The 10,975-nt window shown below is 61.3% G+C and carries 10 protein-coding genes; 6 read left to right on the top strand and 4 right to left on the bottom strand.

All coding sequences use genetic code 11. From position 1 onward, the window contains the following. From AU381_RS02360 to cysQ, 4 genes are all read right to left on the bottom strand, one after another. Window positions 1–933 (bottom strand): VCBS domain-containing protein (locus AU381_RS02360; RefSeq protein WP_199275318.1); only part of this gene is annotated, 933 nt, incomplete at its 3' end. Window positions 934–1,581: 648 nt separating this feature from the next. Next, window positions 1,582–3,138: a VOC family protein gene (locus AU381_RS02355; RefSeq protein ID WP_064240225.1), complete on the bottom strand. Its 1,557-nt coding sequence runs from the start codon at window positions 3,136–3,138 to the stop codon at window positions 1,582–1,584. A 66-nt stretch (window positions 3,139–3,204) separates the two neighbouring features. Further along, window positions 3,205–4,065: an SDR family NAD(P)-dependent oxidoreductase gene (locus AU381_RS02350; protein ID WP_064240224.1), complete on the bottom strand. Its 861-nt coding sequence runs from the start codon at window positions 4,063–4,065 to the stop codon at window positions 3,205–3,207. A 137-nt stretch (window positions 4,066–4,202) separates the two neighbouring features. After that, window positions 4,203–4,976, bottom strand: a complete 774-nt coding sequence (gene cysQ, locus AU381_RS02345; RefSeq protein ID WP_064240211.1) for a 3'(2'),5'-bisphosphate nucleotidase CysQ — start codon at window positions 4,974–4,976, stop codon at window positions 4,203–4,205. A 384-nt stretch (window positions 4,977–5,360) separates the two neighbouring features. Here cysQ and AU381_RS02340 point away from each other — a divergent pair, with 384 nt between their 5' ends. The 6 genes from AU381_RS02340 to AU381_RS02315 all read left to right on the top strand — a co-directional run bounded on the left by AU381_RS02340 (window position 5,361) and on the right by AU381_RS02315 (window position 10,862). Continuing rightward, entirely contained in the window at window positions 5,361–6,263 is a 903-nt protein-coding gene (locus AU381_RS02340) for a branched-chain amino acid ABC transporter permease (protein WP_064240210.1), read from the top strand. A 4-nt stretch (window positions 6,264–6,267) separates the two neighbouring features. Continuing rightward, window positions 6,268–7,653, top strand: coding sequence for a high-affinity branched-chain amino acid ABC transporter permease LivM (gene livM, locus AU381_RS02335; RefSeq protein WP_064240209.1), 1,386 nt, complete (start codon window positions 6,268–6,270; stop codon window positions 7,651–7,653). Next, entirely contained in the window at window positions 7,653–8,540 is an 888-nt protein-coding gene (locus AU381_RS02330) for an ABC transporter ATP-binding protein (RefSeq protein WP_064240208.1), read from the top strand. Before livM ends, AU381_RS02330 begins: the two co-directional genes overlap by 1 nt. Further along, window positions 8,537–9,262, top strand: coding sequence for an ABC transporter ATP-binding protein (locus AU381_RS02325; RefSeq protein ID WP_064240207.1), 726 nt, complete (start codon window positions 8,537–8,539; stop codon window positions 9,260–9,262). The genes AU381_RS02330 and AU381_RS02325 overlap by 4 nt, the downstream gene beginning before the upstream one ends. 21 nt (window positions 9,263–9,283) lie before the next feature. Next, on the top strand, window positions 9,284–9,628 hold the full coding sequence (locus AU381_RS02320; RefSeq protein ID WP_064240206.1) for a DUF6867 family protein: 345 nt from the start codon (window positions 9,284–9,286) through the stop codon (window positions 9,626–9,628). A 115-nt stretch (window positions 9,629–9,743) separates the two neighbouring features. Continuing rightward, window positions 9,744–10,862: a branched-chain amino acid ABC transporter substrate-binding protein gene (locus AU381_RS02315; protein ID WP_064240205.1), complete on the top strand. Its 1,119-nt coding sequence runs from the start codon at window positions 9,744–9,746 to the stop codon at window positions 10,860–10,862. Window positions 10,863–10,975: the final 113 nt, after the last annotated feature.

Here is a 10,975-nt window from a genome sequence, read left to right as displayed (position 1 = left end):
CGTCAGGCCGGCGACGTGCAGCACGTCGCTGACATCGGCGTCGCTCGCCCCCGCCAGCAGATCGACGCCGAAGCCCGCCTCATCCTCGCCGCGGCTTGCCGCGACCGCCGCCGACACGGCCGGGGCGTCATTGGCGCCGGTGATGGTGATCACGATGTCTCGACTGGCCGTACCATCGGCGGACCACACCGTCAGTGTCTCCGTGACCACCTCGCCGGCGGTCAGCGCCTGCGTCGCCGCGCACGCGTTGTCGAGTGCGTAGGTCCACACCCCCGTCGTCGTATCGAAGCTGAAGCGGCCGTAGATGCCGTCGAGCGCACTTTCTTGAGGTGCTTGGAAATGCTTCTGGCCGGTGTCGACATCATAGACGCTCAGCGTGCCCGAGGCGGTCGGCGAAGCCGGATCGCCGTTGTTCGTGCCTCCCGCTTCGATAACTGAGCCTGTGGAAGTGCCGCCGATCGCCGCTGCGTCGTTCTGGCCGACGATGTCCAGAGTTACTTTCGCATAGCTCAACGTGCCATTGGAAAGCCGGATGGAATAATAGAAAGCGTCTTGGATATGCTCGCCCTCGCTCAGCGCATCGACGCTCCGGGCATTTTCAGGAGAACTGGACCCGTCACCAATTCTGAATTCGATCTTTCCGTTGCAGATCCGAATCCAGTTTCCTTCTGCAGTCGCCTCCCAGCCGGTTGTGATATTGCTCTGCAACAGCTCACTCAAAAAATTCGAGCCGCCGTCGTCGATCGACCAGAGCGTCTTCGCCTTTCCGCCGAGATCATTGGCCATCACGTTCAAGGCGATGGTAGAGGTGGCCGCATCGTAGATGCCGGACGACAGCAACTGGTCTTCAGTCCATCCATAGGTGTCGCCCTGCGCCTGGGGAGTATTGCTGAAGGATGTAGTGCTCCCACCGCCTGTGCTCTGCGTCGCCATAAACCTTCTCCATTTTGGATGCCTTGATCGAGGTCACGCAATTTCAAATTTGATCGATAGCGGCGGCCTCACCCCTCGGTCCGGCCGTCGACCCGATGTGCTGCTGATTGAAAATCTCGCGCGCACGCCAAAAGGCGTCTGACATGCGCCGCCGCAAATCGCGTTTCCGAAAAAAATGGAAAACCGGCCGCTCCCCAGCCGGCCCTCCGCCCGCGATCAAAGCTGGCGCGCCCTCATCGGGCGAAACTACTCTACACACGCCTGCTCCTCCCCGGACGACGCGTTCGACCAATCGACCGGTTTACTTTGCAAATTTTTTTGGTTCCCCCAGCCGTGTTCGACCACCCGGCTTCGGCAGACCCCTATACCTTACAAGCTCTTACCATGTTTGATCGATAATAAAATTGATCTTTGTAATTACTACTAATTCAAAAAGAGTAGCCAAACTCGGCTTCTCACGGACATCTATACTCGAGAGCTTTCGGCCTGTCGTTAACAAGGCATCCGGAAAATTGTCGCGGCGTACATTCTTACCACCAGCAAGCACCTTTGTTCTTCGCAATTTATTTCGTTCGACCCCGCGTCGACGCTGTACGGCGCAGCAGGTCGCCAGGCCAAGATTCCGAAAGAGACGCTCGCGTTGTCAGTTCAAAGCCCCAATCCTGCGAACCAGGGCCGAATGACTGCGACGTCTTCCGGGCCGATGCCATGTCCGGTGTCGAGATCGACGGCCTCGAAATTCGCGCCGCTTTCCCGCAACTCCGCCTCCAACTGCGGCGCATGTCTGCCATAGAGGTCGTCCTTGCCGGTCAGCATGAGGACGTTCGTGCCTGCGAGATCGGCCTTCGGCGTATCCTCGAGTGCCGCCATCGCCCGCATCAGCACCGCATTCCTGATGACCCCCGGGTGAAGGAGCATGACGGCCGCCAGCAAATTGGCGCCGTTCGAATAGCCGATGAACACGGTCCTTGCGAGATCCAGCCCGTAAGCCTCGCGCGCTTCGTCGACGAAGGCGGCGAAGGCCTCCGCTTCCGAGCGGATGTCGCGCTGGTCGAAGGTGGTCATCGAGAGGCGGCGGAACCAGCGGGGAAAGCCCTCCTCGGTGCTGCGGCCGCGCACGCCGATGAGCGTCGCGTGTGGATCGAGCTGGTGGCCGAAGGGCAGCATGTCGGTCTCGTTGCCGCCACTGCCGTGCAGCAGCACGAAGGTCCGGTCGTTCATCCGCTCCGGATGATAGAAGCGATGGACGAAGGGCAGGTCACGGAGTGTCAGCCGCGGTTCACCCGGAAGCGCGAATTGCGGCAGCCGCACCACCGTCGCGGCGGGGTCGTTGCTGAGATGCGGCGGAAGGAAGAGCTTCGAACCGAGCGAATCCGCAGCTTCGTCGATCGCAAAACCGGGCCCGTCCGTGGCAAGCTCGTAAAGCGAGCCGCCGGGCTCCCGCACATAAAGCGAGAAGAAATACTTCCGGTCGTGCGCGTTGGTGGCGCCGGCGTGTTCCTGCTGGAGGTCGGCGCGCACGGCAAGAACCGTCGCCTCGTCCGGGGCGCGGAAAGCGATGTGATCGATCGTGCCGGTGCCCGGCGCGGCTGCCCAGAAGCCGGTCGCGTCGCGCACGTCGACGACGTCGCCGGATGAGGAGACGAGGCGATGGATCGTTTCGGTCGCGGCAGCCTCCCTATAGCCGAAATGGCTCTGAAGAAAATGTGCCGTTTCCCTGGGCTTTTCGGTCAGCACGGTCGTTCCACGCAGGCGCCTGATCGAGTCCGCTTCCGGAATGTCCCGGCTCGCCCAAGGCGCCGGCTCGGCAAGCGCGTCGGTGCCGACCAGCTTGACGATCACCCCGTCCGGATCCTTGAGCCGCAGCACCGGTTCGCCGAACTCCTGCGCCGGGCCGGTCGCCTGAACGTTGAACTGCAGGGCGCGTGTCAGCCAGTAGCCGATGCTTCCAGCCGGGATGGCGAAGGCGATCTCGCTCGGCTGGCCGGCACCGACACGCCCCGGCGAGCCATCCTCCCAGATCAGGAAGGAGACGAGCGAGCCGGGCGATCCCGATGCATCGCCGTAGAAGAGATGCAACTGATTGGGATCCTCGAAGCCGCCGGTTCGCTTGACGAGGTGCAGGCCGAGAAATCCGACATAGAAGTCGACATTCGCCTGGACCTTGCGGCTGATCAGCGTGATGTGGTGAATGCCGCTGGTCACGGTCTGAGCCTCCTGCCGCCGCTGATGGCGGTTCATGCTTGAAGATCGATCAAGTCGGAACGCCGTTCAATCCCGTTTTGCGGCGAGGAAGGAGCGGAAAGCCTCGCCGTGGTCCGGGTGCCAGCGCGAAAGAGGAGGGCGGTTCTCGACGATATCGCCGGCAGCCCACAGGATGCGCATTTCGTCGGTGGACCTTTCGACTTCATTGTCGGGGCAGAGGATGTAGAAATCGCCGCGGGCGAGACTCTCCAGCATGAAATCGACCGTCTGCTCCGGCGTCCAGGCGCCGGCCGGCTTTTCCTTGCGGCCATGCGCCGTCAGCGCGGTGTAGACGAAGCCGGGTATCAAGAGATGCGCATTGACCTTGCAGTGCTCGGCATTGCGCAACTCGTGCTGCAGCGCCTCGGTGAAGACCTTCACGCCCGCCTTCGAGACATTGTAGGCAGGATCTCCGGGCGGCGTGGTGATGCCCTGCTTGGAGCCAGTGTTTATGATCAGTGCCGGCTCGCCATGCGCGATCATGGCCGGGGCGAAGATGCGCGAGCCGTTGATCACGCCCCACAGGTTGACGCCGATCACCGCTTCCCAGTTCTCCAGGGGGCCGAACATCGAGCTGCCGGGCTGAATGCCGGCATTGTTCATCAGCACATGCACATGGCCGAATCGCTCGCGCGTGGCCCGCGCCAGTGCGACGAGCTCGTCGGCCCGGGAGACGTCTGTCGCGATCGCGGCGACGTCGGCCGCACCGCCGGGGGCAAGCTTCGCCACCTCCGCCGCGGCCGCCTGCAACCGCTCACCGGCGAGGTCGGCAAGCACGACCTTCATGCCGCGATCGGCGAAGCGTTTTGCTGCGGCAAGACCGATGCCGGAGGCGGCGCCGGTGACGACCGCGACATTGTTTTTGGCGATGGCGGAATAGGACAACATGGGTTCACAATCCTGCTTGCGACGGCCGATCGAGGAGACATAGGGCCCGGTGACGCACAAGTCCATGAGGGATGGGCGCCTGCAGCCTCATCGCGGCCGCTTGCCGGCCGGGAAGTCCCTGAAGGTCGAGTGGCGAATTACATCTTGCCACGCGCGATGAACCAGGGATTGGCGAAGTCGCTGTCGTTCGCCTGGTTGCACTTTCCGTAGGTCAGCGGCTGACCTTCGGCCGTCCGCGTTTCTCCGCCTGCCGCCCGCAGGATCGCGTCGCCGGCCGCGGTATCCCACTCCATCGTGCGGCTGAAGCGCGGATAGAGATCGGCATAGCCTTCGGCGAGGAGGCAGAACTTCAGCGACGAGCCGACGGCCTCATGGTCGATGATGCCGTGTTCGGCGAGATAGCCAAGCGTTTCGATGCTATTGTGCCAGCGGCTTGTCAGGGCGAGTGGCCGGTCGCCGCATTTGCGGCAGCCGATAGACTGCCAGCCGGCGGCCCGGTCGCCTTCGACTGTAGCTTTTCCCGCCGTTCCGCCGCTTGCCGCATAGATGACCCCGAGCGCCGGCGCATGGACGACGCCCGCGACCGGAGCGCCGTCTTCGATGAGCGCGATATTCACGGTGAAGTGGCTGTTGCGCTCGACGAATTCCTTGGTGCCGTCGAGGGGATCGACGAGGAAGAACGACTTGCCGGCAATGTCCGGAACATGCCCGGCGGCGACGGCTTCCTCGGCGACGACCGGGATATCGGGAAAGGCCGCCGCCAGTTCGGCAAGTATGATGCGCTCGGCGCGATGGTCCGCGTCGGTCACCGGCGAGGTATCCTCTTTGTAGGTCACGGCCGGGCCGGCACTATAGATCTCCATGATCGCTCGCCCGGCTGCAATCGCCGATCTATTCAATAGTTCCAGCATTGTTCCTATTCTCTGAGGTCCTCATGCGCATTCACTCGTGCGTGATGCATCAGGTCCTAGATCACGATGATTTCGGGCCAAATCAACTGAAAAACCATTGCCGGGGAAGTCATAATTTTTCGTCATGGGTTAATGACCCAGAGGCCGCAGTTTTCTCGTTTCCAGGCTGAAATTTGATCATTTTGCCGGCGAAGGTGCAATTTTTTCGATTCTTCTGGCACGAAAAGCGTCAAATCGATTTTATCTCGGAAGAATCTGCCGGTCGCGCAATTTTTGGCTTTCATTTTCGCTTGAAAGAGGTATGAAATCGGCTCAGAGCACGCTCGTGAACGAAAACTAATAAAAAGAGATCGGACCATCAGGATCCGGTCCAGGGGAAGATTGATGGAGTATTTCATCCAGCAGCTCGTCAACGGGCTGACGCTTGGGTCTATTTATGGTATGATCGCTATCGGTTATACCATGGTCTACGGCATCATCGGCATGATCAACTTCGCCCATGGCGATATATTCATGCTGGGCGGCTTTGCCGCATTGATTGTCTTCTTGCTTCTCACGACATTCATGGCAGGCGTACCAGTCGTACTGGCGCTTTTGCTTATGATGATCGTCGGCATGCTGACGGCGGCACTTTGGAACTGGACCATCGAACGGGTGGCTTACCGTCCGCTGCGCGGCTCCTTCCGTCTGGCGCCGCTGATTACCGCGATCGGCATGTCGATCGTGCTGTCGAACTTTATCCAGGTGACGCAGGGTCCGCGCAACAAGCCGATCCCGCCGCTCGTCTCGTCGGTCTACGACCTGTTCGGGATCACGGTCTCCCTGAAGCAGATCATCATCGTCGTCATCACTGCGATTCTGCTTTCTGTCTTCTGGTATATCGTCAACCGGACGCCGCTCGGCCGCGCGCAACGGGCCACCGAACAGGACAGCAAGATGGCGGCGCTGCTCGGCGTCGACGTTGACCGCACCATCTCGGTGACCTTCATCATGGGCGCAGCGCTCGCTGCCGTCGCCGGTACCATGTATCTCATGTATTACGGCGTCGTCGTCTTCACCGACGGTTTCGCTCCGGGGGTCAAGGCGTTTACCGCCGCCGTTCTCGGAGGCATCGGCTCGTTGCCGGGCGCCGTTCTCGGCGGACTGCTGATCGGCCTCATCGAGTCGCTGTGGTCGGCCTATTTCACAATCGACTACAAGGATGTCGCGACCTTCTCCATTCTCGCGATCGTCCTGATCTTCAAGCCGTCGGGTATTCTCGGACGACCGGAAGTCGAGAAGGTATAGTTCCATGGCAAATGTTGCATCTACTACTGCAAGCGCCGGCAGTGAGCTGACGGCGCGGGCCCTGCGCGAGGCTGTCTTCTCGGGGCTCATCACGCTCGGGCTGTTCGTGCTGTTCGTCGGCCTCAAGTCCGACCAGAACATCCGCAACGAGCTGATCCTCAACCAGCGCTGGAGTCTGCTGGCGATCTTCGTGGTCGTCGCCATGGTCGGCCGCTTCCTGATGGTTGCCTACGCTCAGCCCTGGCTGGCTCAGCGCAAAGCGGTCAAGGCTGCTGCTCCGGAGGTGGCGAAGGAGGAGAGCTTCTTCAGCCGCAACTTCTCGAAGATAGCGATCCTCGCGCTTGTGCTGTACCCGCCGGTCATCATCGCGCTTTTCGGGGTCCAGGGCTCGCTCAAATGGGTGGACAATTTCGGCGTCCAGATCCTGATCTACGTGATGCTCGCCTGGGGCCTCAACATCGTGGTGGGCCTCGCCGGCCTGCTCGACCTCGGCTACGTGGCCTTCTATGCGGTCGGCGCCTATTCCTATGCACTGCTCTCCAGCTATTTCGGCCTGTCCTTCTGGGTGCTGCTGCCGGTCGCCGGCCTTCTCGCCGCCTGCTGGGGTGTGGTCCTTGGCTTCCCGGTGCTGCGATTGCGCGGCGACTACCTGGCAATCGTGACGCTCGCTTTCGGTGAAATCATCCGCCTCGTGCTGATCAACTGGACCGAGGTCACCAAGGGCACGTTCGGCGTGTCGGGCATCGCCAAGGCGACGCTGTTCGGCATCAAGTTCGATGCCTCGAAGGACGGTTTCGCGGCGCTGATGGGGCTGCCGCTCTCGTCGGCCTACTACAAGATCTTCCTGTTCTACCTGATCCTTGGCCTGGCGCTGTTGACGGCTTTCGTCACCATCCGGCTGCGCCGCATGCCGGTCGGGCGGGCCTGGGAGGCGCTTCGCGAGGACGAGATCGCCTGCCGTTCGCTCGGCATCAACACGACGACCACGAAGCTCACTGCATTTGCCACCGGTGCCATGTTCGGGGGGTTTGCCGGATCGTTCTTCGCGGTGCGCCAGGGTTTCGTCTCGCCGGAATCCTTCGTCTTTCTCGAATCGGCCGTCATCCTTGCCATCGTCGTGCTTGGCGGCATGGGCTCTTTGACCGGTATCTTCGTCGCTGCGGTGGTGATGATCGGCGGTACGGAGATCCTGCGCGAACTGACCTTCCTGAAGATGATCTTCGGACCAAACTTCACGCCTGAACTCTATCGCATGCTGATCTTCGGCCTCGCCATGGTGGTCGTCATGGTCTGGAAGCCGCGCGGCTTCGTCGGATCGCGCGAACCGACTGCCTTCCTGCGCGAGCGCAAGGCGGTCTCCGGCAGCTTCACCAAGGAAGGGCACGGCTGATGACCTTCGAGACGAATACGATGACGAAAGACCCCATTCTCAAGGTTGAGCACCTGTCGATGCGCTTCGGCGGTCTCATGGCCATCAACGACTTCTCTTTCGAAGCCGCGCGCGGCGACATCACGGCGCTGATCGGCCCGAACGGAGCGGGCAAGACGACGGTGTTCAACTGCATCACCGGCTTCTACAAGCCGACGATGGGGATGATCACCATGCGGCAGAAGTCCGGCGACGAGTTCCTTCTGGAGCGTCTCCCGGATTTTGAGATTACCAAACGCGCCAAGGTGGCGCGAACCTTCCAGAACATCCGGATGTTCTCAGGCATGACGGTGCTCGAGAACCTGCTGGTCGCGCAGCACAACAAGCTGATGCAGGCGTCGGGTTATACTGTTCTCGGATTGCTTGGATTTCCCACCTATCGGCAGGCCGCCAAGGATTCGACGGAACTTGCCAGGCATTGGCTCGAAAAGGCGTCGCTGATCGATCGGGCCGACGACCCGGCCGGGGATCTCCCCTATGGTGCACAGCGGCGGCTGGAAATCGCCCGGGCGATGTGCACCGGTCCGGAGTTGCTCTGCCTTGACGAGCCTGCAGCCGGTCTCAACCCGCGCGAATCGCATGCGCTCAACGAATTGTTGCAGAGCATTCGCGCGGAAACCGGCACATCCATCCTGTTGATCGAGCACGACATGTCCGTGGTGATGGAGATTTCCGATCACGTCGTGGTGCTCGAATACGGTCAGAAGATTTCCGACGGCAACCCCGATTTCGTGAAGAACGACCCACGGGTCATCGCGGCCTATCTGGGCGTCGAGGACGAAGAGGTTGAAGAGGTGATCGAACAGATCGTGGAAATCGAAAGCGAGCACGGGGGCACCCAGCAATGACTGCTCCGCTGCTGAATGTGAGAGGCGTCGAGACCTATTACGGCAATATCCGGGCGCTGAACGGCGTCGATGTCGAAGTTCATCGGGGCGAAATCGTTTCGCTGATCGGTGCCAACGGCGCCGGCAAGTCGACGCTGATGATGACGATCTTCGGCAAACCGCAGGCACGCACCGGTTCGATCAACTTCGAAGGACAGGACATCACGCGCCTGCCGACGCACGAGATCGCCCGGCTCCGAATCGCGCAATCTCCTGAAGGACGCCGCATCTTCCCGCGCATGACGGTTCTCGAAAACCTCCAGATGGGCGCCAGCCTCGACGACCTGAAGCACTTCAAGGAAGACGTGGAGAAAGTCTTCACGCTGTTCCCGCGGCTCAAGGAGCGGCAGGCCCAGCGCGGTGGGACGCTCTCCGGCGGTGAACAGCAGATGCTGTCCATCGGCCGGGCGCTGATGGCCCGACCGAAGCTTCTGCTGCTCGACGAGCCCTCGCTCGGGCTTGCGCCGCTGATCGTCAAGGGCATTTTCGACGCGATCAAGAAGCTCAACAAGCAGGAGGGCCTCACCGTGTTCCTGGTCGAGCAGAATGCCTTCGGGGCGCTGAAGCTTTCCGATCGCGGCTACGTCCTTGTCAATGGCCGGGTGACGATGAGCGGGACGGGCAAGGACCTGCTCGCCAATCCGGAAGTCCGCGCGGCCTATCTCGAAGGCGGCCGCCATTGATGCGAGCTGGAGTTAAGTGACATGCAGGGAATTCTCTACGAAGAAGCCTCCATCTGGCAGTTTCTGTTCATCACCTGCGTCCTCGGCGGCTGGACCGCGTGGCGCACGGGCAAGAGCGTTGCGGAAAGCTGGGGAGAGGTTCCGCGGCTCATCGTCTACGTGGCGCTTCTGGGGCTTGCAATCCGCTTCGTCCACCACGCCCTTTTCGAAGGCACGATGTTCAGCCTGCAATACTATATCGTAGACACGCTCGTACTTTTGTTGTTTGCTACCGCCGGTTACCGGTACTACCGGGCCAAGCAGATGGCGAACAACTACTACTGGCTCTACGAGAAAACCTCACCGTTCTCCTGGAAGGCCAAATAAGGGAACAGCGCGTGCCGGTCGGGTGCGGCCGGTGCGAAGGAACACCGGCGCAATTATAGTGGGCATTGCGCAGGCTTATGAAACGAGACCCGCTCGAATATTTGGGAGTAACAAAATGAAAAAGTCTCTCCTGTCGGCTGTGGCGCTGACAGCAATGGTCGCCTTCAGCGGCACCGCATGGGCTGATATCCTGGTCGGCGTTGCCGGTCCGCTGACCGGCCCGAACGCCGCGTTCGGCGCCCAGCTCCAGAAGGGTGCGGAGCAGGCGGCTGCTGACATCAACGCAGCGGGTGGCATCAACGGCGAACAGATCAAGCTCGTACTCGGCGACGACGTCTCGGACCCGAAACAGGGTATTTCGGTCGCCAACAAGTTCGTTGCTGACGGTGTGAAGTTCGTCGTCGGCCACTTCAACTCCGGCGTGTCGATCCCCGCATCGGAAGTCTATGCCGAAAACGGCATCCTGGAAATCACGCCGTCCGCAACCAACCCGCAGTTCACCGAGCGCGGTATGTGGAACACCTTCCGCACCTGCGGCCGTGACGACCAGCAGGGTGCAGTTGCCGGCGCTTACCTCGCCGCCAACTTCAAGGACGGGAAGATCGCCGTCATTCACGACAAGACGCCTTACGGCCAGGGCCTTGCCGATGAGACCAAGAAGTCGATGAACGAAGCGGGCCTCACCGAGGCTCTCTACGAAGGCATCAACATCGGCGACAAGGATTTCTCGGCGCTGATCGCCAAGATGAAGGAAGCGGGCGTTTCGGTCGTCTACTACGGCGGTCTGCACACGGAAGCCGGCCTCATCATGCGCCAGATGAAGGACCAGGGCCTGAAGGCAACCTTCATGTCGGGCGACGGCATTGTTTCGAACGAGCTGGCTTCGATCGCCGGCGACGCGGTCGACGGCACGCTGATGACCTTCGCGCCGGATCCGCGCAAGAACCCGGCTGCCAAGGAACTCGTCGAGAAGTTCCGCGCCGCCGGTTTCGAGCCGGAAGCCTACACGCTCTATTCCTACGCCGCCCTGCAGGTGATCGCGGACGCCGCCAAGGCCGCCGGTGGCAACGATCCGCAGGCCGTTGCCGAAGCGATCAAGGCCAAGGGCCCGTTCAACACCGCGATCGGCGAACTCGGCTATGACGAAAAGGGCGACATCACCCGCCCGGACTACGTCATGTACACCTGGAAGAAGGGTGAAGACGGCAAGTACAGCTACTTCCAGAACGAATAGTCTCGTTCCGGCGCATCAACAGCGAGCAGGGCCCGGCGCGGAAGTGCCGGGCCCTTGCTTTTTTAAATCCCTGATGCGTGTCGGCGCGGGCCTGATGCGGTAGTTTAGGCCAC

The organism is Sinorhizobium glycinis (genome assembly GCF_001651865.1).
GTDB lineage: Bacteria > Pseudomonadota > Alphaproteobacteria > Rhizobiales > Rhizobiaceae > Sinorhizobium > Sinorhizobium glycinis.
The sequence above is the reverse complement of the archived record's forward strand: the minus strand, read 5'-3'. Positions and strand labels throughout refer to the sequence as shown.

What these genes read in the sequence shown, in the direction of transcription:
- AU381_RS02350 (WP_064240224.1), bottom strand. Translation starts at nt 4,065, where the DNA reads ATGTTGTCCTATTCCGCCATCGCCAAAAACAATGTCGCGGTCGTCACC.
- cysQ (WP_064240211.1), bottom strand. Translation starts at nt 4,976, where the DNA reads ATGCTGGAACTATTGAATAGATCGGCGATTGCAGCCGGGCGAGCGATC.
- AU381_RS02340 (WP_064240210.1), top strand. Translation starts at nt 5,361, where the DNA reads ATGGAGTATTTCATCCAGCAGCTCGTCAACGGGCTGACGCTTGGGTCT.
- livM (WP_064240209.1), top strand. Translation starts at nt 6,268, where the DNA reads ATGGCAAATGTTGCATCTACTACTGCAAGCGCCGGCAGTGAGCTGACG.
- AU381_RS02330 (WP_064240208.1), top strand. Translation starts at nt 7,653, where the DNA reads ATGACCTTCGAGACGAATACGATGACGAAAGACCCCATTCTCAAGGTT.
- AU381_RS02325 (WP_064240207.1), top strand. Translation starts at nt 8,537, where the DNA reads ATGACTGCTCCGCTGCTGAATGTGAGAGGCGTCGAGACCTATTACGGC.
- AU381_RS02320 (WP_064240206.1), top strand. Translation starts at nt 9,284, where the DNA reads ATGCAGGGAATTCTCTACGAAGAAGCCTCCATCTGGCAGTTTCTGTTC.
- AU381_RS02315 (WP_064240205.1), top strand. Translation starts at nt 9,744, where the DNA reads ATGAAAAAGTCTCTCCTGTCGGCTGTGGCGCTGACAGCAATGGTCGCC.